This window comes from Chryseobacterium piperi, from assembly GCF_002285635.2.
In the GTDB taxonomy this organism is placed as follows: domain Bacteria; phylum Bacteroidota; class Bacteroidia; order Flavobacteriales; family Weeksellaceae; genus Chryseobacterium; species Chryseobacterium piperi.
The window spans coordinates 3,323,196-3,347,340 of the sequence record NZ_CP023049.2 but is presented as its reverse complement, the minus strand read 5'-3'; the positions used below and the strand labels follow the sequence as shown (position 1 = coordinate 3,347,340).

The 24,145-nt window shown below is 37.1% G+C and carries 18 protein-coding genes; 7 read left to right on the top strand and 11 right to left on the bottom strand.

Annotated features, from left to right (window positions below; translation table 11 throughout):
• The first annotated feature begins 69 nt into the window (after positions 1 to 69).
• The 4 genes from ftsZ to CJF12_RS14625 all read left to right on the top strand — a co-directional run bounded on the left by ftsZ (position 70) and on the right by CJF12_RS14625 (position 4,965).
• The gene (gene ftsZ / locus CJF12_RS14640) at positions 70 to 1,980 is read left to right on the top strand and encodes a cell division protein FtsZ (RefSeq protein ID WP_034681330.1); all 1,911 of its coding nucleotides are present in this window, start codon (positions 70 to 72) and stop codon (positions 1,978 to 1,980) included.
• A gap of 95 nt (positions 1,981 to 2,075) precedes the next feature.
• Positions 2,076 to 2,522 (top strand): GatB/YqeY domain-containing protein, encoded by a 447-nt coding sequence (locus tag CJF12_RS14635; RefSeq protein WP_034681329.1) that lies wholly within the window; start codon positions 2,076 to 2,078, stop codon positions 2,520 to 2,522.
• A gap of 410 nt (positions 2,523 to 2,932) precedes the next feature.
• Positions 2,933 to 3,343, top strand: coding sequence for a BrxA/BrxB family bacilliredoxin (locus CJF12_RS14630; RefSeq protein WP_034681328.1), 411 nt, complete (start codon positions 2,933 to 2,935; stop codon positions 3,341 to 3,343).
• 104 nt (positions 3,344 to 3,447) lie between these two features.
• Positions 3,448 to 4,965, top strand: coding sequence for a GH3 auxin-responsive promoter family protein (locus tag CJF12_RS14625; protein WP_034681326.1), 1,518 nt, complete (start codon positions 3,448 to 3,450; stop codon positions 4,963 to 4,965).
• A 6-nt stretch (positions 4,966 to 4,971) separates the two neighbouring features.
• On the opposite strand, the gene CJF12_RS14620 is transcribed toward CJF12_RS14625, so the two are convergent.
• Complete coding sequence (locus CJF12_RS14620) at positions 4,972 to 8,391, bottom strand: glycoside hydrolase family 2 TIM barrel-domain containing protein (RefSeq protein ID WP_034681323.1); 3,420 nt, start codon at positions 8,389 to 8,391, stop codon at positions 4,972 to 4,974.
• A 446-nt stretch (positions 8,392 to 8,837) separates the two neighbouring features.
• Between CJF12_RS14620 and CJF12_RS14615 the strand changes: the two genes are divergently transcribed.
• Entirely contained in the window at positions 8,838 to 11,741 is a 2,904-nt protein-coding gene (locus tag CJF12_RS14615; protein WP_084675590.1) for a SusC/RagA family TonB-linked outer membrane protein, read from the top strand.
• A 30-nt stretch (positions 11,742 to 11,771) separates the two neighbouring features.
• Positions 11,772 to 13,424 carry a RagB/SusD family nutrient uptake outer membrane protein gene (locus tag CJF12_RS14610; protein ID WP_034681321.1) on the top strand — a complete coding sequence of 551 codons (1,653 nt, stop codon included), beginning with the start codon at positions 11,772 to 11,774 and terminating at the stop codon, positions 13,422 to 13,424.
• A gap of 142 nt (positions 13,425 to 13,566) precedes the next feature.
• Here CJF12_RS14610 and CJF12_RS14605 read toward each other — a convergent pair whose 3' ends face one another.
• The 10 genes from CJF12_RS14605 to CJF12_RS14560 form a co-directional block, all read right to left on the bottom strand.
• Positions 13,567 to 14,031, bottom strand: a complete 465-nt coding sequence (locus CJF12_RS14605) for a hypothetical protein (protein ID WP_034681319.1) — start codon at positions 14,029 to 14,031, stop codon at positions 13,567 to 13,569.
• 41 nt (positions 14,032 to 14,072) lie between these two features.
• A complete protein-coding gene (locus tag CJF12_RS14600; RefSeq protein ID WP_034681317.1) occupies positions 14,073 to 14,438 on the bottom strand; it encodes a hypothetical protein in 366 nt (121 codons plus the stop codon).
• A gap of 4 nt (positions 14,439 to 14,442) precedes the next feature.
• Positions 14,443 to 15,447, bottom strand: coding sequence for an endonuclease/exonuclease/phosphatase family protein (locus CJF12_RS14595; RefSeq protein WP_228423508.1), 1,005 nt, complete (start codon positions 15,445 to 15,447; stop codon positions 14,443 to 14,445).
• A 48-nt stretch (positions 15,448 to 15,495) separates the two neighbouring features.
• The gene (locus CJF12_RS14590) at positions 15,496 to 16,335 is read right to left on the bottom strand and encodes an endonuclease/exonuclease/phosphatase family protein (RefSeq protein ID WP_228423506.1); all 840 of its coding nucleotides are present in this window, start codon (positions 16,333 to 16,335) and stop codon (positions 15,496 to 15,498) included.
• Positions 16,336 to 16,494: 159 nt separating this feature from the next.
• Positions 16,495 to 17,226 carry a rhomboid family intramembrane serine protease gene (locus CJF12_RS14585; protein WP_034681313.1) on the bottom strand — a complete coding sequence of 244 codons (732 nt, stop codon included), beginning with the start codon at positions 17,224 to 17,226 and terminating at the stop codon, positions 16,495 to 16,497.
• Positions 17,227 to 17,228: 2 nt separating this feature from the next.
• Positions 17,229 to 19,010 carry a DNA mismatch repair endonuclease MutL gene (gene mutL / locus CJF12_RS14580; RefSeq protein WP_034681311.1) on the bottom strand — a complete coding sequence of 594 codons (1,782 nt, stop codon included), beginning with the start codon at positions 19,008 to 19,010 and terminating at the stop codon, positions 17,229 to 17,231.
• 233 nt (positions 19,011 to 19,243) lie between these two features.
• Entirely contained in the window at positions 19,244 to 20,092 is an 849-nt protein-coding gene (locus tag CJF12_RS14575; RefSeq protein WP_034681310.1) for a YoaK family protein, read from the bottom strand.
• A gap of 37 nt (positions 20,093 to 20,129) precedes the next feature.
• Entirely contained in the window at positions 20,130 to 20,624 is a 495-nt protein-coding gene (locus CJF12_RS14570; protein ID WP_034681309.1) for a hypothetical protein, read from the bottom strand.
• Positions 20,625 to 21,091: 467 nt separating this feature from the next.
• Positions 21,092 to 22,504: a sensor histidine kinase gene (locus CJF12_RS14565; protein WP_034681305.1), complete on the bottom strand. Its 1,413-nt coding sequence runs from the start codon at positions 22,502 to 22,504 to the stop codon at positions 21,092 to 21,094.
• A gap of 2 nt (positions 22,505 to 22,506) precedes the next feature.
• Positions 22,507 to 23,217 (bottom strand): response regulator transcription factor, encoded by a 711-nt coding sequence (locus CJF12_RS14560; protein ID WP_034681304.1) that lies wholly within the window; start codon positions 23,215 to 23,217, stop codon positions 22,507 to 22,509.
• Between the two features lie 169 nt (positions 23,218 to 23,386).
• Here CJF12_RS14560 and CJF12_RS14555 point away from each other — a divergent pair, with 169 nt between their 5' ends.
• Positions 23,387 to 23,962, top strand: coding sequence for a helix-turn-helix domain-containing protein (locus CJF12_RS14555; RefSeq protein ID WP_034681303.1), 576 nt, complete (start codon positions 23,387 to 23,389; stop codon positions 23,960 to 23,962).
• Positions 23,963 to 24,145: the final 183 nt, after the last annotated feature.

Here is a 24,145-nt window from a genome sequence, read left to right as displayed (position 1 = left end):
TGATGAATGATAAGCGATAAATGATTATTCCCTTATCAATTATCATAGTCAATTTTTAAAATTATAATTATGGAAAATATAGGCACACAAGGATTTTCATTTGATTTACCAAAAGGAAATTCATCAATCATAAAAGTAATTGGTGTTGGTGGTGGTGGAAACAATGCCCTGAAACACATGTACGAGAAAGGGATTCACGGAGTTGATTTCGTGATCTGTAATACAGATGCTCAAACTTTAGATAATAACCCTGTTTCAAATAAAGTTCAGTTAGGTACTACGATTACCGAAGGACTTGGAGCCGGCGCTGATCCTGAAGTTGGAGAAAAATCCGCAATCGAAAGTATTGAAGAAATCAAGGCTGCGATGGGACAAAACACAAAGATGGTTTTCATTACTGCCGGAATGGGAGGTGGAACCGGAACGGGTGCCGCTCCTGTTATTGCTAAAGTAGCTAAAGATATGGGAATCTTAACGGTAGGTATCGTTACTGTTCCTTTCAGCTTCGAAGGTAAAAGAAGACTTGAACAAGCCGAAAACGGACTTGATAAATTAAGAAATAATGTAGACTCATTAATTGTAATCAATAATGATAAACTAAGACAGCAGTTCGGAAACCTTGGGTTCAAACAAGGGTTTTCAAAGGCCGATGAAGTATTAACCAATGCTGCAAAAGGAATGGCAGAAGTTATTACTGGTTATTTTGATGTAAACATTGACTTTAGAGATGCAAAATCCGTACTTCAAAACTCTGGTACGGCGTTAATGTCTACTGGTACTGCTTCCGGTGAAAATAAGGCCGAAGAGGCAGTAAGAAAAGCTCTCGATTCTCCGTTATTGAATGACAATAAAATTACAGGTGCTAAAAATGTACTATTGTTGATCAGAAGTGGTGCTGAAGAAGTGACGATGGATGAAATCGGTATCATTATGGATCATATTCAGAAAGAAGCAGGAAACACTGCAGATATTATTTTTGGGGTGGGAGCTGATGAAGAATTAGGAGATGCAGTAAGCGTTCTGGTTATTGCTACTGGTTTTTCAAATGATAATAAAAAATTCGCAGGTCCTACAGAGAAAATAAGAATCGGTTTAAATGATAAGTTAGAGTCTCCGAAAGCTTCTCCTTTTAAAACAAGAGAAGAAAGAGAAACTGCTCCTGAACAAGGATATGATTTCGGAGGGAAAAACCTGTTCAGATTGGATGATGAAGACCAGGATACTACTCAGTTCAAGGTAACGTCAACCGAAAAAAAAATGACCATTGAAGACGAAGACGTTAAAACAGAAATAAAGTTCTCTGACAGAGAGGAAGATACATTAGACAATCCGGTTCAGAGTTGGAGAAACGAAGAAGATGAAGAGCAGGATGCCTACAATTTATTTTCTTATGATGAGGATACCGATCCTAACGATCTTGAGATTCAGTCGTTCTCATTTGAAACGGAAGAAAGAAGAGAGGAACCTAAGACAAGTTCTCCAAGTCATTCTTTTTCGGAAGAAAAACCTGTTGAATTCAGCTTCTTTGTTAATGAGCCTCTCAATGAGCCAAAAACAGATTACGGACAGCCAAAAGCTGAGTTTAGTACTTCTGTGGATGCAATTAGTCAAATAGCCGAAGAACCTGTTCAGAATTTTCAACCCATAAAAGAGGTTCCTGCTGTAGAAAACAAGCCTGTAGTAGAAAATAAAACTGAACCTGAAACTCCGCAAACATCAGAGAGTGAATTCACTTTCGTGAATAAGACTATGGATCAGGACAGAGTAATCGAGAGAAGAAATAAATTAAAAGAATTTAATTCCCGTTATCAAAGTTTTGATAATACGAATGAATTTGAATCTGTTCCTGCATTCAAGAGAAAAAATATCTCGATCGACGGAACTAATGCTTCAGATCAGAATATAAACACATATTTATCTGACAATAACGGTTCTATGCAGGTTAGAGAAAACAGATTCTTAAATAAAGACGTAGACTAAGTAATATAACAATGTAGAAATGTACCAATGTAACAATCTTCCTTTGATCAATTCTTGGTAAACTGTTACATTGATACATTGTTAAATTTGAAAACATGAGTTTAGAAAATATAATTACTGAAGGGATAAAAACGGCAATGAGAGCAAAAGATAAAGTTGCTTTGGATTCTCTTCGTGCCGTAAAATCTCAAATCCAGCTTTTAAAAACAGAAGCAAAAGGAGCAGAAGTTTCAGCGGAGCAGGAAATTGCAATTTTGCAAAGAATGATTAAACAGCGTAAGGATTCTTACGAACAGTTTACTGCGCAGGGAAGAACAGACTTAGCTGAAGTAGAAGATGCTCAGATGAAAGTCATTGAGAAATTCTTACCTCAACAGCTTACTTCAGAAGAGCTGGAAACCGAAATGAAAGCTATTATTTCGCAGACAGGAGCTGAATCAATGAAAGATTTAGGAAAGGTAATGGGAGTTGCCTCAAAAACATTAGCCGGAAAATCTGACGGAAAAAGTATTTCCGAAATGGCTAAAAAACTCCTTTCATAATGATCGGCTGACAGTGCCCTTCTATCATCTGTCAGCAATTTTAAATAAGGATATTCAACCTTTGCATATCGATTTGATTAATGAAGCCCGAAATTACTTTCGGGCTTCATTTTATTTAATAAATGCTTAAAAATGTCTGTAAATGACAGACGGTGTTGAATGCATTTTATAAGTCGAGGGAAAGACGTAAAAAATGCTTTTTCATGGTTGGTTGTTTTTAGAATCATTTCAAATTTAGCAATTAATTTCCATTATACATAATATTTATTCACTTTTTTATTAATATTATTATAGTATTTTCACTCCGCGTTATTGATCATCATCCAGTTTCCCTAATAGATCAATAGTTTTTATAAATTGATCAAACCTAAATAATTTTTTACCTTTGTAGAGATTTAAAAAAACAAAAAATGTATCCAACAGATTTAGTAATGCCTATGAAGGCTGAACTTACAGATAAAGGTTTCACAGACTTGACAACACCAGCTCAGGTAGAAGAAGCATTAAAGCAATCAGGAACTACACTTCTTGTAATCAATTCAGTATGTGGATGTGCAGCAGGAGCAGCACGCCCAGGAGTTGTTTACTCATTAACGGGAGATAAAAAACCTGATCATTTAACAACAGTTTTCGCTGGTTTTGACACAGAAGCCGTTTCAGAAGCAAGAAAGCACTTAGCACCATTCCCTCCAAGCTCACCTTGTGTAGCTCTTTTTAAAGACGGAGAATTGGTTCATATGCTGGAAAGACATCACATTGAAGGAAATCCTGCAGGAGCAATTGCTGCAAACCTTCAAGCTGCTTACGACGAGTATTGCTAAAAACAATAAATTCAAACATTCAACCGTTACAATAATTGTAACGGTTTTTTATTTTAGGGCATAAAAAATTCTCTGAAAATTCAAATATCATTATATTTGTTGAAATGGCAACGAAAGCACTCTTCAATACTGTAGTGAACTGGTTTATCCGTCAAAGGATAGATCAGATCCAAAATTTCATGAACCATCCTATTGAGACCCAGAAAGGTATCTTATTTTCTCAACTGTTTCATGCTGAAGATACTGAGTACGGCAAAAAGTATGGTTTTAATTCTATTTCCAGTTATCAGGACTTTAAAAATAAAGTTCCGGTAGTTACGTATGAAGATTTCGAACCTTATATTGAAAGAGCAAGACAAGGCTACAAAGATGTAAGCTGGCCAGGCTATATTAAACACTTCGCCAAATCATCAGGCACCACTAATGCTAAAAGCAAATTCATCCCTATTTCTGCTGAAAGTCTGGAGTACTGTCATATGAAAGCGGGAAAAGACATGGTGTCTATTTATGCCAATAATCACCCTGAAAATCAACTTTTTACCAATAAAAATTTACGATTAGGGGGAAGCTCGGAGCTCTATGCTGATTTCAACACAAAATTCGGAGACTTATCAGCTATTCTCATCGATAACCTTCCTTTCTGGGTTGAAATTACCACAACCCCAAGTAAAAAGGTTTCCCTAATGTCAGAATGGGAAAGTAAGCTGAGAGCCATTATCTCTGAAGTTAAGAATGAAGACGTAGGAAGCTTACTGGGTGTGCCAAGCTGGATGATGGTTTTGCTTCAAAGAATACTCCAAGAAGCAGATGTTAAAAATATTTCAGAATTATGGCCTAATTTAGAGGTCTTTTTTCACGGTGGAATTAGTTTCAAGCCCTACCGGGAGCAATACGGCCAGATCATCGGAAAAAACATCAATTACTACGAAATATACAATGCTTCGGAAGGCTTCTTCGGGATACAGGACAGATCCAATAGTGATGAAATGCTCTTAATGCTGGATTATGGTATTTTTTATGAATTTATTCCGATGGAGCAGTTTCATTTCTCAAATCCCAATGTTGTCAGCCTGGAACATGTTGAAGTGGGGAAAAACTATGCTATGATTATCACTACAAACGGTGGATTATGGAGATATTTAATCGGGGATACTGTAGTGTTCACTTCTATCAATCCGTTCAGAGTAAAAATATCAGGAAGAACCAAACATTATATTAATGCCTTTGGAGAAGAATTAATGATTACCAACGTAGAATGTGCTCTTACAAAAGCCTGTGAAGCAACAGGAGCAGCCATTACAGACTTTACGGGAGCCCCTGTTTTCATGAAAGAAAATGAAAGCGGTGCCCACGAGTGGATATTTGAATTCAGTAAAAACCCTGATGACTTGGAAAGTTTTACCAAAGCTTTCGATGAATGCTTAAAAGCAGTTAATTCAGATTACGAAGCTAAAAGATATAACAATATTACTTTAAAAAGACCTATCGTGCATATTGCCAGACCTAATTTATTTTACTGCTGGCTGGAGTCTAAAGGGAAACTCGGGGGACAGAATAAGGTACCAAGGCTTAGCAATGACCGGGAATACATAGATCCGCTACTAGAGCTGAATAAAGCTTAATATTCTTTAATATTTCAGGTTCACCTTGTCAGAAAGGTCCCTTTCATTTTCAACCGGCACAAGCGTAAAGCCCCAGCTATAGTTTTTATCAGACGGAATACTATACTCCGGCAGTGGTCTGGCACCCCAGCTATTGTATCCGGCCACTCCCATCTGTTTCATATCCACACACACTTCAACGAAGTTTCTCGGTATAATATCATTAATGTGGGTTTGACGGGGGCGGTTATTTCTTGCTTTTTCATCAGAATTGGCCATACGGTCTTCCGAACTAAAGTTATTGAACTGATAAGATCTGTCTTTTGCCTCTTCGGAATCAAAATCCTCAACAGAATTCCGTAAAGCATTAAATCCTACCGTTTCGTCAGCAATAATCAATAATCCTTTGTTCCTGTTATCAGTGAGAGAAATCCAGCGGGTATATGTTCTGTGTCCATTTTCCTGAGGCCTTACATAGGGGAAGTATAGATCTTCAGCGGTCGTTTTATAAATTCCTATTCTCGCTCCAGACTGGCGATCAATATAGTTTTCTGCCGGACCATTGCCATAGTATTGAATTTTGTTATAATACTGAGGAATTCTAAAGCGGACTCCAATTCTAGGGACATTCAATTTAGAAGATGCCTCACGGGCTTTTTTCATTTCTGGGGAAAAAGTCGCCATCTGGGAAGCTTCGGAAGCGTCTGAATTATTTGCGTCCAGCGTTGTAGAACTAAATTCAGCGTTTATTTTTAAAGTACCATCCGGATAAATTTTATAATAAACAGTATAAAGATTTCCTGCAGGTAACAGGTAAGACGTTTTTAATATCACGTGATCGTTTTTCTTAGTGACAATCGCTTCAGTAACCTTAAAGTTTCTACTGGACTCTTTCCATATCTGGAGACGTTTAGGCATACCACTTCCATAATCATTATCATTTGGTCCTCTCCAAAAATTAGGCTGAATACCAAATCCTTCCTTAAAATATTCTTTCCCTTTTACTTTATAAGAACTCACTCTCCCCTGTACTTTATCGAAAATGAAATCTGCTTTCCCTATGGCAATAGTTGTGGTATTTGCTTTTTCCTCAATCCTAATATAAGATGATTTTGATGAAGGTTGATAAGCCACTTTAATCCCTTCAAGCGGAAGACGAAACTGGCCGTGGGCAATATTGAAGTTTTTCGGAACACTAATGCTTGATGCTTTGGTATACACATCAAAATTTACAAAATATTCTTTTCCAGGTTTAAACAAGGAAGGGTCAGCCGGTATTTCTGCTTCCATACTTTGTTGAGGGTCTAAGTTCATCGGCAAAATGTTCTCGGCGATAGGTCTTCCATTTTCAAGGATAGAATATTTCAGGATATAATTTTTAGTATCTGTAAAATAAAACCTATTTTTAATGCGGAACAGCCTTTTTTCTATGTCTATAGGCTCAAAGTCAAAATTCTGGTGAACGAATTTTACCTCCTGCATTGCAGGATGCTGGGTTCTGTCCGGACTTACAATCCCGTTGATCAGGAAATTTCCGTCACTGGGCATCTCTTTTCCGAAGTCTCCACCATAAGCCCAAAATACTTTTCCATTTTTATCTTTTTGGAAAATTCCCTGATCTACCCAATCCCAGATGTATCCCCCCTGAAGGTTTGGATATGTATAGATAGCCTGCCACTGAAGGTCAAGATTTCCGTTAGAATTTCCCATGGCATGGGAGTATTCAGAGGGAACCACCGGTCGGTCGGAACCTTCTCTTCCTGTTTTATCCAGCCAGTCGGCACCCGGGTATTGCGGTACATACATATCCGAATTATATCCCCAGATGGCTCTTTCGTAATTAACGGGGCGATTCATAAAGCCTTTTTCTCTATCTTTCAACCATTTGTAAGTCATATCAAAATTAATCCCGTTCCCCGCTTCATTACCCAATGACCAAAAGCTTACAGAAGCTAGGTTCTTATTCCTTTCAAACATATTGACCGTTCTATCCAGATGGGCATTCTGCCACTCGGGATGTTTAGCCAAAGATTCTTTGCCGTAATACATTCCGTGACTTTCAATATTGGCTTCATCATAGACGTAGAGCCCCAGCTCATTACATAATTCATAAAACCGTCTGGATTGAGGGTAGTGGGCAAGGCGGACAGAATTAAGATTATTTTGCTTCATTAGCATGAAGTCCTTAAGCATAAGCTCCTCCGTAACATAATGTCCCGTGGCAGGATTATGTTCATGAATATTGACTCCTTTGATTTTTATAGGCTGACCGTTGACTAAAAACAGCCGGTCTTTTCTTTTCCCATTTTCAACTTCTCTGATTTCAAACTTTCTGAAACCAACCGTAAAAGGGACTACTTCTTTCTGAGAGCTTTCCTGGTTACGAATCGTCATGATCAAACGATAAAGGTTAGGGGTCTCGGCAGTCCAGGGTAGTACATTAGAAATAGCAATTTCCGGAAATCTGTAGTCACCATCTCCACGTCCTTTGATACTAACTGTTCCTGTTGCTGAAGCTATCGTTTTGCCTAAAGGATCTATCAGTTCATAGCTTAGTAGCGGTGTGGCAGGGGGAATAGGGGCATAATTGGCTTTTTCATTCAGGTCGCCTTTACCATAGTTAGCCACAGACATCTCTAATTGGAACACTCCATTTCTATACGTATCATCTAAAGTTGATTTCACCCTGAAGTCTCTTAAGGATACATTAGGCTGGGACCAAAGATACACGTCCCTTTCAATACCACTGATTCTCCAGAAATCCTGTGCTTCAAGATAAGATCCTGTACTCCATCTCAATATCTTTATTGCCAACTTGTTCTTACCAGGTTTAACATATTCGTTAATTCTGAATTCTGCTGGGTTTTTGGAATCTTCACTGTACCCTACTTCTTTCCCGTTCAGGTAAACATAAGTACCGGATTTTGCTCCACCTATATTCAGGAAAATTGTTCTATTCTTTAGCCAATCCTCTGGAATCTCAATATCTCTTCGGTACACACCGACAGGATTTTCTTCCGGCATGGTTGGAGGAGGCAATTTAGGCAGCATGGTCTTTGGGTTTCTTTCAACAAATTCATATGGATGATTTACATAAATGGCTGTTCCGAAGCCCTGAATCTCCCAGTTTCCCGGGACTTGTATATTTTTCCATGAGTTTGTACTTGTTGCGGAGTCTATAATGTTTTGAGGAAGTTGCTTGTAGGCATCAACAAAATAAAACTTCCAGGTACCATTCAATGATTGATAATATTTGCTGTTTTCGAATTGGGTATTCAGGGCCTCCTTTTTAGTATCATAAGTCATAAAGAGTGTACGCGGATATTCCTTATTGACCTTTACAATACTTGGATTTTTCCAGTAGGGAGTTTCCTGTGCATGGCTGCCCCCCATTGCCCCCATGAAAATGATTATCAAAAAATACGCTAGTAAAGTTTCGTTTTTCATGTCTGATATTTTTAGTGTCTAAAAGTATTGAAAAAAGAACGCTTTTATCAATTGTGATCGTTTCAAACTGGTAGTATAAAATTAAAAACTGGTAGGTAATGGCAGATTAGTGTATTTAATCTTTGTATTTTAACCCACACGAAAAAAGATAAATAATCATATTTTACGTGTTTTTACTAAAGAATACGTAAACAAACAACAAAATACACACCAATACTTAATTAAAAATACACAAAAGATGAAATTAAAATAATATATTAACATAATAAATACTGCTGTATCACTTTTTATAATTAGGTATCTGGGATCTTTTTGCTTGGAATAGTATAATCCAGCATTAAAATTAATAATTAACAGCATTACTCATTGAGCCAGTACACGGCGAGACCTGCATTTTTCAGCACTGAAAAAATCAAATACATCATTAAATAAATATAATATATAATATGAACTATGAAATTAAAATTCCGAAACGCTATGGAGTCTGCTTTTTCTTAATGGGAACTTTTGTAAGTGCACAAACGACAATACCCGTAAAAAAAGATACCATAAGCAAAGAGAAAACGATTGAAGAAGTGGTTCTGGTTGGATACGGTACCCAAAAGAAAAATACAGTAAGTGGCGCTACTGCTAATGTAGATACCAAGCTGTTACAGGATAGGCCCGTTCCAAGTTTAATATCAGCTCTTCAGGGAGCATTGCCCGGGGTTAATATTACGCAAAGACCCGGCGATGTTGGCGGAGATAGGGGGACTCTTAATATCAGAGGCCGTGGAAATTTAGGATCTTCTTCACCATTATTTGTTGTAGACGGGGTCATTGTAAGCAGTACTGATTTTGCCATGCTTAATTCCAATGATGTTGAAAATCTCACGGTATTAAAAGATGCTTCTGCAGCCATCTATGGATCCAGGGCAGCCTACGGAGTAGTATTGGTTACCACCAAAAAAGGCTCCGGAGGAAAAATGAAAATTAGCTATGACGGGATGAGTGGCTACCAGATAGCAAACTACCTCCCAAAAATGCTTGGCTCTGTAGATTACATGATGCTTAGAAATGAAGCCCTTACCAATGCCGGAAAGGCGAAACGCTTTACAGATAGCGAAATCGATATGGCCAGGTCCGGAAAATACCCTGATCTGTTTCCGAATACAGATTGGTATAAATTGTATTACAGGCAGGCTGCTCCCATGATGGAGCACACTTTAAACGTCAACGGTGGTGGGAAAACCAGATATTACCTTAGCCTGGGATACTTTGGCCAGGAATCATTGCAGCCCGATAAAGGTCTTGACAGGTATACGGTCAGAGCAAATACCACATCTACGGTAAGTGATAAACTGACTTTTGGATCTAATTTTTCATTCGTGAGAGAGGAGATAAAAAGTGACGCTGCCAATATAAGCCCAAATGTTGCTTTAGCAAGGATGGTGCCTACCATGGTACCCGTACAGTCCAACGGAAACTGGGGTACCGTAAACGGTGGTCAACTGGATGCTACCCTTGGAGGAAGTAATCCGTTAAGAACTTTGAGGGAAAGTGGAAACTACCGGGATGAGACCAATACCTTTATAGGTGCCATAACGGCTACCCTGAAACCGATGAAGGGACTTAGTATTGACGGTCAGATCTCCTATAAAAACCGGGATAGGATCATAACGGAGTTCAGAAATGAGATCCCTGCTTTAATCAATTTTTTCACAGGTGCTCCTATCAGCGGCACAATGGTTACCCCGAATAGCTATCAGGAAAGGTGGTACAAGAACGGGCTGTTTATGGGTCAGGTTTATGCAACCTATGAAAACACCTTTAAAGACCATTATTTTAAAGTGATGGCGGGAGCCTCTTATGAGGACAATAGAAACAGGGAAATCCGGGCTCTGCGACGGGATTTGCCACTCAATGGAATGGAAGCATTTGGAGGCAGGGATTTGAATGGTGAAGTGGTCACCATGAACGGTGAAAATGTTTTCCTGGGTGGACTTCCAGAGTCTGATGCATTCCAGTCTGCATTTTCAAGACTAAATTATAGCTATAAGGATAAGTATTATCTGGAAGCGATCTTCAGGGCAGATGCAACCTCCCGGTTTTCCGCCAATAACAGGTGGGGCTATTTTCCTACAGTAATGGCCTCATGGCGAATCGATAAAGAAAAATTTATGTCAAATGTAACATTTGTTAATGATCTTAAGCTGCGCGCCTCTGTCGGAGAATCAGGGAACGTTTATAATGTAGGGTATTGGGATTACCTTAGCCTTTACAGACAAGGAAATGCAGCCGTACTGGACGGAAGCATAGTCCCCGGAATATGGCCTTCGAAAATACCTAACCCCAACCTGAAATGGGAAACAACACTGACTAAAAATATTGGTCTGGACGGAACTTTATTTAACCGGAAACTGACATTTCAGCTCGACTTATTCGACAGACTGACCAAAGACATATTAAATGCAATACCTGTTCCTTATGAATTTGGGATACGACCATCAGGTTCAGCAGAATATCCTTCGGTGAATACGGCCCGGGTACAGAACAAAGGGGTAGAAATTAACCTAGGATATCAGAATAATGGCAAACAGTTCCAGTATTACATCAACGCCAATTTCAGCAAAATCTGGAATAAGGTCACTAATCTGAGCAACCCGATTATAACCTCTCCGTTTATATTAAGGCAGGGAGATGCGGTAGGCTCTTTTTACGGATTTGAAGCCATAGGCCTGTATTCGCAACAAGATGTTATCAATAATTATCCTAGGCTTAGTGCCAATACTAGGCCAGGGGACATTAAGATCAAAGACCAGAACGGAGATGGAAAAATTGATGAGAACGACAGGATTGTAATAGGAAACGATGTCCCTTACCTGACTTTTGGACTTAATGGAGGGTTTAGCTATAAGAATTTTGACTTTAATTTTGTCATACAGGGGGTTTCCAATGTTAAGGTCTATCTGAGCAATGAAGCCTCACAGGCATTTTTTAACGGAGCGGGAGCAAAAGAATATACATTAGGCAGGTGGACTCCAGACAACCCTGATCCTAATGCAGTATACCCGAGGATCCTGGAAACAGCAGACAATCAACAGAATGATGCCAGTAGAACCATATCGAGCTTCTGGTTGTTCAATGCCGATTATATTCGTGTAAAAGCTCTAACCCTGGGCTATTCTTTGCCAAACGAAATGTCAAAAAGTATAGGTTTGAACCGGTTCAGAATTTATTTGACCGCCAATAATTTATTTACAATCAGGGGAGACAAAAGAATGAAAGACTTTGATCCTGAAATGGCAAGCAGCAGAGCTACCTATCCGCAGACCAAGACCGTTGCTTTTGGTGTAAATGTTCAATTTTAATCTTATTTTTTAATTTAAACAATCTGAATTATGAAAAAGTATATATATCCTTTCCTGTTTTTAGGCAGCCTGTTGGCTACCAATTCATGCAATCTGGACCGCCTTCCTGAAGATCAGATCTCAACAGAAATTTATTGGAAAACAGAAAAAGATGCAACACTTGCCTTAAATGGAGTTTATTCTTTATTGGGTAGCGCAGCCTACGCAGCCTGGTATAATGATGCCTATGCTGACAATGCTTATGCACAGTATTCATGGGAAAGTACGGCAAATATCGCCTCACTCGGGGATATCAATGCAACATCCGATTTCGGATACGACTGGGCAACCATCCGGAGAGCCAATACCTTTATGGAAAATATAAATAAGGTAAGCATGGATAACGAGAGGAAAAAAAGATATATTGCGGAAACACGTTTCCTGAGGGCCTATTCCTATTTTATTTTAGCCCAGATCTTTGGTCCGTTACCCCTTGTGGAAAAGTCGACCCCGGATCTGGGATCTCTCACCCCACTACCGGAAGCAGATATTATTACCTATGTTTTGAATGAGCTGAATGCTGTAACACCTGACTTACCGGCAGAGTATGGTGGTGGTGTGGGAATTGAAAAAGGAAGAGTCACAAAAGGGGCCGCATTGGCTTTAAAAGCGAGAATCCAACTTTATTATAATCAATGGTCAAATGCAGCTGCAACCGCAAAACAAGTCATGGATTCCGGCACATACAGCCTTTTCAAAACAACTGCGGTAACAGATAGAGATCTGGCTGACGGGTATGAAAGCAATTTGGTAACATTTGGTTCAAATGATGAAAAGATGAACTTCTACAGAGGGCTTGCGAGCTATCAGAAGTTATTCTGGGCAGCCAACAAGGCAAACAGAGAGTATATTTTAACTTCTCAATATGTGCTGAACAGTCCTATTTCAAGCGCCCTTTACACGCTTCTTTTTCCGAATAATGTAGGCGGCTGGAGCTCAATTACGCCAACCATAGAGCTTGTGAATACCTATTGGAAAAGGGATGGATCGGTGTTTGTACCGCCAACCCCACAGCAGAGAGCAGCCAGTTATAATGACGGAAACCCTACCCTTGAATACCTTAATGAGTTTAAAAACCGGGACACCAGACTGTATGCATCCATACTTTTCCCGAAGAGCAAGTGGAATGCAATAGAAAATAATTATATATTCAACTGGCCAAGAGGAGGAAACAATACCTCCAAGGTAGGTTATCACTTCAGAAAGTTGGCAGATCCCAATTATAAGATAGGTCCGTGGACTGGGCCGGAGGACTATCCTCTGATACGCTATGCGGAGGTTCTCCTTACTTATGCGGAAGCTCAAAATGAAGTTTCAGGCCCCAACGCAAGCGTTTATGATGCGCTGGACCTCATCAGGGATAGGGTGGCGATGCCCAAAATATCCAGAACCCAGACCCAAGAAAGCCTCAGAGCCCTGATCAGAAATGAACGACGGATTGAGCTTGCGGGAGAAGGATTCAGATACGCAGATGTCCGAAGATGGAATATCGGCGGAGATGTTATGCATGATATTTATGACATTACCAATGGCCTGGTTCAGAAAAGGGTTTGGCAAAACAAGTTTGTGAGATTCCCCTATCCACAAAGTGCTGTGGACTACAATCCTCTTCTGAAAAGCGCCCAGGCAGCAAAGGGTTATTAAGCTGTGAAGAAAAGGTAAAGGTCCTATAAAATTCAAAATGCGGAAATTTCTTTCCGCATTTTTATTTATTTTTTTAAAAAGGACTCAGATCTTTATTTTCCGAATCTAGCTTTAACATCTGCTTTCAGGCAGGATAGTGTTATTACTTCCTTAAATCTTCTTTTAATTTTTTAGCGCCTTCTTCTATTTTTCCGGCTCCTTTTGCAGCTGCATCTTTTACATCATTCCCTACTTCTTTAGCTCCTGCTTTAATATCTTTTCCTGCAGCATTAATCTCGGCTTTTGCTTTATCCGCTGCATTATCTATTTTATTACCTGCTGCATCCACTTTAGCTTTTACATCTTTTCCTGCTTCATTAATTTCTGCTTTTGCTTTATCCGCCGCGTTATCTATTTTATTACCAGCCGCATCTACTTTAGCTTTTACATCTTCTCTGGCTTCGTTAACCTTCGCAGTGTCTACACCAGGTCCCTCCTGGGTTACTGTAGTACTCGTTGTAGTTACAGATCCATCCGGATTCTCAACCTGTTCTGTTTTTGTTGTTGACTTAGTACAAGAAACCACTAGTCCTGCAACCATAAGTGCTGTTAAAATTTGCTTTTTCATATTTTGATATTTTTAAGAATGTATTCAAATGTATAAAACTTTTATTCAACTTTCACTTCTTTAGGAGAATTTTCTGATGATAAAGTTTTTTGCTTTTTGTCTTGGTCAGCCTTCTTCTTTTCCTCATCCTGCTTCTTTTTATTTTCTTTCTCCAGCTCTTCTTTTATACGCTTCTCTTCTTGCTGAAGTTTTAACACTGCTTTCAAGGAGTCCTTATAGCTTTGAGAAGACATCCTGATCTTCCTTGCAATATCAACAGATATTGCTCCTCCCGAAAATGAATCGATTGCAGTGGTGTCATAATGGACCACAGGTTCCTCATTATCATTTAAATTGACAGGCTCTTTTTTAGAACAAGAAATAAATATGATTGAAAAAACAGCCGCTCCAAAAAATAAGTTTTTCATGGAACTAATTTAATAGAAATTCCGCAATTACCGGATAGTGATCAGATAATTTTACAGAATGATCTATTTTATAGCTTAAGGGTATTATATCTTTCGATGTAAAAATATAATCAATTCTCAAAGGAATTTTATAGTCATGAAAACTCGTAGAAATTCCATTACCTACCTTCAAATACGCATCTTCAAGGTTTTTTCCAAGGCTATAATACTCATATGAATTAGGAACCGAATTAAAATCACCCGCCAGTATTACAGGATAAGGTGAGAGATCGATTACTTTTCTGATGCTTTTTATTTGCTCCTCATGAGCTTTGAATGTCGGTGTAAAATGAGATAACAGAATACTTAGTTTATTGGACTCTTTTCCAAGACCATCGAAATTAAACATCGATTTATTTAAGCGGAACGGTTCAAGGTATACATTTACTATTCTTATAATCTTTCCATTAATCTCAACATCAGCATAAAAAGAATTTCCTCTGGATTTATCTTCGATCAGCTCAGCTTGTCTTATAACCCTATGTTTTGTCTTTAAAATTACCGTAGGGTATTTAACCATATCCTTCCTTACTGCTCTGTTGGTGTCTTTTTCCTGAATCAACACAATATCTGCATCCTGATCATTGATATATTTTTTCACTTTATCCCAGCCAAACTCACCATATTTCACATTGAATGTCAATATTTTAACATCCCGCATCGATTTCGTATTCTCAGTTTTAGGGGAAAAGTTGATCCATCGTCTGATAGGATTATAGAAAATAAAAGTACTCAAAAGAAAAACAATAGCGATCTTCTTTTTTTTAATAATCCATACTATTGTTAATACAATATGCACCAATACCAGATAAGGAAAAACCAAAGGAAGAAGGTTCAAACTCCCCAGAATATTAGGAGGCACCCATGCATTCCCTAAAGTACACAATAGTAGAACAATAACGGCAATATGTGAAAACAATAATATCTGGCTCGGCTTCATGAAAAAACGGTCTAGCCTTTCCTTAATCAAAAACCCTACCAATATAAAAACTATTAACGTATTTTATGATTATTATTTTTATAGTTTGAGAGTTGTAATAACCGGATAATGATCTGAAATTCTGACAGAACGGTCAACTTTATAACTAACAGCCTGTATCGATGGAGACGTAAATACGTAATCAATTCTTATTGGAAATTTATACTCATGAAAGCTGGTAGCACTTCCTCTTCCCGATTCCATAAAAGCATCTTTAAGGCCGTCTCCCAAGTGATAATATTCATATGAATTGGGAACCGAATTAAAGTCTCCGACTAATATTACAGGATAAGGAGAATTGTCAATTCCTTTTCTGATAGCAGCTACCTGCTCCTGATGCATTTTAAAAGTGGGAATTAATCTTTTAACAATATCTTTTAGCTTCTGCTCATCTTCTTTACTATTTCCCTGAAGCTTAACCATACTCTTCTCAAACTTAAACGGTTGAAGATAGACATTAACAAACCTGTATATTTTTCCTCTTATTTCAATATCTGTTTGATTCGCATAGGCATTGTTCGTATCAGGATTACTATCGATCAGCTCTTTCTGATCAATAATCCTGTACTTAGAAAAAATTGAAATAATATCATTACTTTTTCCTTTTTCAAAACCCTTGAACTGATATTTTTTTATATTGCCGTGTTCCTGTAGCAAAATAATGTCTGCATTCTGTTTTTCAATATATGCATTGATATTTTGCACGCCAAATGTTCCCCCTTTTGCATTAAGTGAAACAATTTTTAAATTAGAAACTGCTTTTATATCAGAAGAGTAATTAACCCATCTCTTAATAGGATTGATAAAAATAAATCCAAATAAAAGAAACAGTATAGCTCTTTTCTTCCAGACTAGAATCCAGAAAAAAGTCAATAACACATAAGCAATTATTAAAACAGGAAACCCTAAAGAAAGCAAATTGAACCACGGATACATTTTCGGAGGTACGTACGCATTTAATAGTGTCCCCAGTAAAAGAAACAATATCCCAAAATGTATTATTAAAAGTATAAGGCGAAGTATTTTCACAAGGGTATCTTAACGCATTCTATACAGCTTTCTCTTCCAGATGTAAGCTAATATAAATCCAACAATAGCTCCTCCTACATGGGCAAAATGAGCAATCCCTCCTACATTTCCTGAAACCCCTAAATAAATAGAAATAACAAGTAAAATAGGCAATAGATATTTTACCTTAATAGGAACAGGAATAAACATGATTCCAATTTTTGAATCCGGATATAGAGTTGCAAAAGCGGCAATAACACCAAAAATAGCACCTGAAGCACCAACCATTGGAGTTGCGATAATACCGTTTAAACCAGCCAATAATTCCTTCTGTTTGAGAATGGATTCAGTACTTCCCATAAATGTTCCTTTTGCTCCGGATAAATAAGCATCCACATTAAAACCCAACCCTTGCAGCTCATTAGAAATTTGCTGAACCTCAACAAAGTTCCACAGATTGAATAAGAAAAATGCGCCTAAACCACTTACAAAATAAAGAATCAGATATTTTTTTTCGCCCAACGACTGCTCTAGCACAGGCCCGAAACTCCACAACGTCAACATATTAAATAAAATATGCATGATACTCCCATGCATAAACATATGCGTTATAATCTGCCATGAATGAAAGTATGGGGAAAACGGATAAAAGGCAGCAAGGTAAACTGTAAGCTGATCTCTAAGTAAAAAGTTTGAAAAGATGAATACAATTACATTTATAAGGATAATGTTTCTTGTAATCGGTGGTATATTGTTAAACATTTTTAAAATTTGTTTTTAAAATCATTAAACGGAACTTCATAAAAGCATCTTTTTCCATTGGGTAAAAATTCGGGAAATCCTAATGCTGTAAAATCTTTAATGAGTTGTTCCGCATCTTTTTTATATATAAAATCAAATCTGGATTTAGACTGCATCTTAGCCCATTGATTCTGATAGTACTGCATAAATTCCTCTTCCGTCTTATATTCTAAAATATCAAACAGGTTTTCAAGAAATTTCATGACCTGAGTTTCTTTTAGCCCTTCCGGAACAGCATCAATCCTTAAAACACTTTCGTGGGCGATTTTCATACCAAACCCCAGCTCCGGAAGATATTTCTTGATTGATTTATATTTATTCTTCTCAATCTCATTCATGTGGTATTCCAGAGAGAAAAGAAGCGCATGGCTATTGGTAGTTCCCTTCTTTGTCGGTTTATTATTTTCCGAAACAAACAAGCGGTGCATTCTTCCCAAATCCAGCATTAATGTCCTATCCCCTTTGTTGAATAACCAATATCCGTTAGGAAGTCTCATCAGGTCTTCATCAAAATCTTCATCCTCAAATAAATTAATTTTTGAAGGTTCTGCTGCAATATTTTGATGGTACATTTCAGCAAGATTCTGAATTTCAGTTTGCCTTACTTCTCTTTCTTCTAAAAATGGGTTATAGTCCTTATCAACAACGATTTCAGGCATTTTTATTGTTCCGCCGGTATTTCCCTTGCTTGGAAATGTCTTCTGCATGAGCTCATCCAATTGCGGATCCCTCTCAAAGTCAAGACTGGGAGCAACATTGTAGATTCCTAAAGATCTCTTTATTGTAGAGCGGATCAATGCAAAAATGAGATGTTCATCTTCAAATTTAACTTCTGTTTTTTGAGGATGGATATTAACATCAATTTTCTCCGGATCAAGCTCCAGGAAAAGGAAAAAAGTAGGAATATACCCCGGTAAAAGCAAACCTTCAAATGCCTCCTGAACAGCCTTATTAAAATAAGGGCTTTTAAAGAACCTTCCGTTGACAAAAAGGAACTGCTCCCCTCTTGTTTTTTTAGCTCCTTCAGGCTTAGCCACGAATCCGTGAAGCTTACACCAGATGATATCTTCTTTGATCGGAATGAGCTGAGGCTGCAATTTTCTTCCGAAAATATCCACAATCCGCTGCATCTGGCTTCCTTTCCTAAGTCTAAAAACAGGCTCATCATCATGAAACAGGGAAAACTCCAGGTTTTCATGTGCTAATGCCACACGTTGAAATTCGTCGATAACATGCCTGAATTCAATATTATTATTTTTAAGAAACTTTCTTCTTGCCGGGACATTAAAGAATAAGTTTTTTACCAGAAAATTAGAACCATCCGATGTTTGTACCGGATCCTGAAATTGGAAAACTCCGCCTTCGATATAGATATTGGTTCCAATATTTGTTTCTTTCTGTTTTGTTCTAAGCTCTACCTGAGAGACTGCTGCGATAGAAGCTAAGGCCTCACCACGGAATCCCTTGGTTGCGATTTTAAAAATATCATCGGTTGCCCGGATCTTAGATGTTGCATGTCTTTCAAACGCCATTCTTGCATCGGTCTCAGACATCCCCTTTCCATCATCTACAACCTGTATCAGGTTTTTCCCGGCATCCCTTACAATCAGCTCTATTTTAGAAGCATCCGCATCGATGGCATTCTCCAATAGTTCTTTCACAATGGACGCAGGTCTCTGCACCACTTCTCCTGCCGCAATTTGGTTGGCTACATGATCCGGTAAAAGCTGAATAATATCTGACATAAAAACGGTTAAATCGACTTACAAAAATAGTCAATGAAAATGGTAATAAAAACAATAAAATCGTGATTTAAGATTTAATTATCAACATGCAAAAATTCTGCCTTTTATTATCTTAATATAAATACCCTTGTTTTCTCTCTTTTTAGAAAACACAATCCCCTAATTGTATTACACAAATAGAGGATTGATTCACAGCTAGTTTACACAAAATTAATACTGATAGTTTCTTTTATTTATTCTTGCATTTTAGTCTCAAATACAAGGTTTCTTTTTTCTTTTGTTTTTTCTTTTTTGGGCTCTCCATGAATTTTTTCATAGAGATAAGCCAAAACAGTAGGCTTTTTATAGATTTTACTATATCTGTATTGTGTTTTAAAGTGTCTGACATGGATTTTGTAAAAATCATATCCGATCACAATTAATAGACAGAAACTGATTACATAAAATACTCTGAATTCAAGGTAGTAATAGGTCAATCCTGAAAATACAGCCCCTAAAACGTACGCAAACATAATACTTGATAATAGTTTAGCTCTCGCAATCAATTCCGGGTTTCTTCTGTATTTCTTATGCGTAAACATAGAGACTAAGATTCCCAGGTCGGTCGTGGTTCCTGTAAGGTGGGTTGTTTTTACTGAAAAATTAGAGATACTTGCCGTCAAACCATTCTGTAAACCTGTAGCAAAAAGCATCAAGGCAACGAGGTATTGCGTTTCTTCTAATGTTTTCTGATAGAAAAACTGCCCATAGATCCCAACAAACAACAGCGCCATGATTTCTAAAACAAGTGGCGTAGCATGGGCTAAATACTTGCTTTTTTTATTGAAGCTGATGACAATAAGGTTTGATAAAAAACCTCCGAAAAAGAACATAAATATCCACCCCCCAACGACGGCTACCTGAGTCCAGTTTCCCTTACTTATTTCTGCCGCTAAAATGGCATAGTGCCCCGTTACATTCGAAGTAAAAGAAAGAAATATTAATAGAGATGCAATATTTATAGTTCCTGCCGTAAAGGCAGTCAGCGTCCCCAGTCTTATATTGTCCCCCAATGTCCTGCTGTTACTATAATTTCTTAACATTTTTTCTAATTTTATAAAAGTTGTCTTTGTGTGTTTTTTAGGCCTCTACAAAGATCTCTGCAAGTTTTCCTCTTTCCGGAAGACTTTCAGAAATCTCAATCGTAATTTCATGAGATTCCAGATCTTTGCATTTTTTGATATAAGGTATTATATCAAATTTTCCTTTTCCTTTACTTTTTATGGAGGGTGAATAATATGCTTCGTCTATTTTTTCTGTTTTCACATAATTATTGAATGTTCTCTGGAAGCTTCCGGTGAAAACATCGCAAATCATTTTATTGATCAAATGCGGATATTTATTTTTAATAATACTGAAAGCATCACAGAACTCACTGGGTCTGATTTTATTAAAGATGCCTCCTTTTGTCGTAAATAAAAGATCCCTGATAGAATCTCCCATTTCATATCCTGATACAAACAAAATATTGTATTGAGTTTTCTCTGCTTTTGCATCTTTCTCTTTTAGTACTTTTTTTAATATATTTAAAGATTCAAGAGAATAATCTGTGGCAATTAAAATCGTTTTGATCATATCTTTGTGGTTTAGTTGTGTATTATCTTATTTGATGATACAAAACTATAGTGACCAAATTAAAAGCCCTTTGGAACCGAATTAAAATGTCATTAAAGAGATTAAAATGAGATTAGAAAATTGTTAAGAAGAATTAATATTGGAGGAAATAGCGAGAGCTTAGGCACATAAAATCACTGCATTACTAAGGTCTTACAGCAGTAAAATGGTAAAATTGCAGATTCGTGAAATCGTAGAATCGTAAAACTGTGAAATCGTGAAATCGTGAATTTGTAAAAGTATGAGGTGCTGGATAAAAGATCTAATCTATAAGATAACTACTAAAATGGCAACAATAGAGCAAAGCCTTAACCTAAGAAAATCGATTTCACGATTTTGCAGTTCTCTCAATGTGCAATATCTCTTTAAAACTATCGTGATAGAATAAAGCCTTAACCTCGAAAAAGCGATTTCGCGATTTTACATCTTTACAATCCTTCCCTCTCTACCTGCATCATACTATAAAAATTAGGAAAACGAAGCTGTACGGTAGTCCCTTGATTTTCATGAGAACTTACGATCAACTCTCCATGGTGCATTCTTACAATATTTCTTGCCAGAGGAAGGCCGATGCCGTATCCTTCATAATTTTGGGTATTGGAGGCTCTGAAAAACGGATCATAGATTTTATTCATTTCCTCTTCAGGAATTCCGATTCCATTGTCTTTTACAATAATGTACACATCGGTATCCGTAGCTCCTAATGAAACTCTTACCTGCTGAAAATTAGAATACTTACAGCCGTTATTAATAATGTTAGCAACAGCAAGATGCAGTAATTGCTCATTACCCTGTACTTTTAGTTTTTTAGGATTATCCGGCAACATACTTATATCGAGGTAGATATTATTCCGGGTATCTATTCTTCTCAATGTTTCAATAACATCCCAAAGCAGCTGGTCAATCCGTATTTTATCCATTTTCTGAATTTTGCCATCAAAACCTGTTTGGGCAATCATCAGCAAGGCTTTGATTTTTTTATCCAACTTCTCTGCTTCGTCGAGAATAATTTCCAATGTTTCTTTATATTCTTCAGGGGTTCTGTTGATAGAAAGAGCAACATCAGCTTCACCCATAATGGAGGTGAGTGGTGTTCTGAGCTCATGGGAGACGTTTCCAATCAAGTGATTCTGCGTTTCAAATGAGGTCTCTATCCTGTTAAGCATATCATTAAACGTATCTACAAGCTCATTCAATTCTTTGTTATCGGGATGAGATTCCAGTCTTAAATGAAGGTTTTCAGAACTGATTTCCTTCACCTTACCTGTAATTTTTAATATCGGTTTAAATAAGGTTTTCGACAGATAAAAAGAAAAGATCATACTGAAGAAAAGCGAAAGTACAATACAGGTAATCAATGTTCTTTTAAGGAATCCGAGATAATACACTACATAATGATTCTTAGCTGAAGCAATGGCAATATATTCCCGGTCATTAAACTTGAAAGACTGGCCTATATAATAAAACTCCTGATCATTATAATTAGCTTCTCCTTGTTTTACAATGTTTTTGAAAAACGTATCAGGAATATGAATTTCCTGTGAAATTTTTTTAAAATTGGAATCTGTAGGAACCATGAAGACATAGTCTTTTTCCATGGGAAGCTCTTCATCATTGGTATTATTCAAAACACGATTTTCCCGAAGATCAAGATGCTCTTTGCTTTTCTCAATCTGTATAATTGTAGTGGTTCTTATTTTGAGCAGCTCATAGAACCTCTGATGTGAAAAGTTAACAATTGAGAAGTAAACCATACCTCCAAATAATAATATAATGGTGGTAAAAACCAGCATTAAAAGCACCATTGTTTTGGTTTGATTCGTTACAACTCTATTAAACATCTTTATGGTTTTTTCAGTACATACCCCATTCCTATAACGGTATGTATTAGTTTATGATCATCCTGGCTGTCCAGTTTTTTTCTTAGGTAATTGACATACACATCTACAACATTGGTTCCCAATTCATAATTTACCCCCCACACTGCGTCAAGGATTTCCGCCCTGGAAATTACTTTTTCCGGATTATTCAGAAAATACATAAGCAACTTGTATTCTGTAGAAGTAAGAGAAACATCTTCCCCTCCTCTTGTTACTTTTTTAGTATAATCATTTACGATCAGATCGGAAACCTGATAAACATGCTCGCTGTCAGCCTCAGGTTCGGGAGCTTCCGGAGCCGTCGTATGATTAATACTGCGTCTTAATAATGATTTTACACGGGCTACCAGTTCGATAAACTTAAATGGCTTCACCAGATAATCATCTCCTCCGCTTTCAAGGCCAAGAACAATATTTTCAGAAGTTCCCAATGCTGTTAAAAAAAGAATAGGAACATGCTGATTGGTTTTTCTGATCTCTTTACAGACATCTAAACCATTCATTTCCGGTAACATGATATCCAAAATTACCAGATCAAAGTCATTAGCTTCTACCAGCTGTACTCCGGTACGGCCATCAAAGGCCACAGAGATTTCATAGCCTTTTTCCTGAAGTCCTTTTTTAATAAAAGATACGACACTGGTTTCGTCTTCGATCAGAATAATTTTTTTCATAAGTTGCGAATTACACAAAAATAGGAAAAAGATAGGAAATAAGCCTCAGTGAATGTCCACCAGATTTTTCCACTAATGATTCTAAAGTTTGTAAAATCTTTATAGAATAATGCTACATTTGTTGTCATAACAGAATGATGAAAACAGTTCGGGGTAAATTTTAAATACTATGAATGATTTTTTAATAGGTATCGGCAAGCGATTAAAAGATATTAGAAAGAAAAATAATTTAACCATTAATGAATTGGCTTTCAGAGCAAGTGTAAGCAATGGTCTTGTTTCCCGTATTGAAAACGGAAGAACGATTCCTTCCCTGCCCGTTCTGCTTGATTTGATTCAATCATTGGAAATCGATGCCAGCTATTTCTTTGAAGGTGTAGAAAAAAAATCAAATGCCAAATTCCTTTATCTGCCTAAAGAAAGCCAGCAGCTTATCGAAAAAGAAGTAGAGGCTGAAGGATTTAAATACATGCACATCTTTAGTAAAAGCCTTCATTCACTCGGTTTTGAAGCTGTTTTATTAACACTTGAACCGAATTCTAAAAGGGAAAAAGTAATCACCGATGCCTGGGAATTTAAACATATTCTCAAAGGAGAGGTTAAATATTTAATCGATAACGAAGAGATTATCTTAAAAGAAGGGGATTCTTTATATTTCAATGGTAAGTTTCCTCATGTTCCGGTCAGTATCAGTAATGAAAGCTGCGTCATGTTGGTTCTTTATTTTTATTCTGACAATCATTAACCTTTTCTTTTTTATAATAAATCTGTTAAATTCTCATTAAAAAGTTTACAAATACTCAACTTTTACTATTCCTTATTTTTCCAAAATTAATACAGAATTAACAAATTTCGTGGTATTTTCTATAAATACATTATCATTAAATTGTTTACAAAAACCATAAAACATATTGTTTTAAAGGATAAT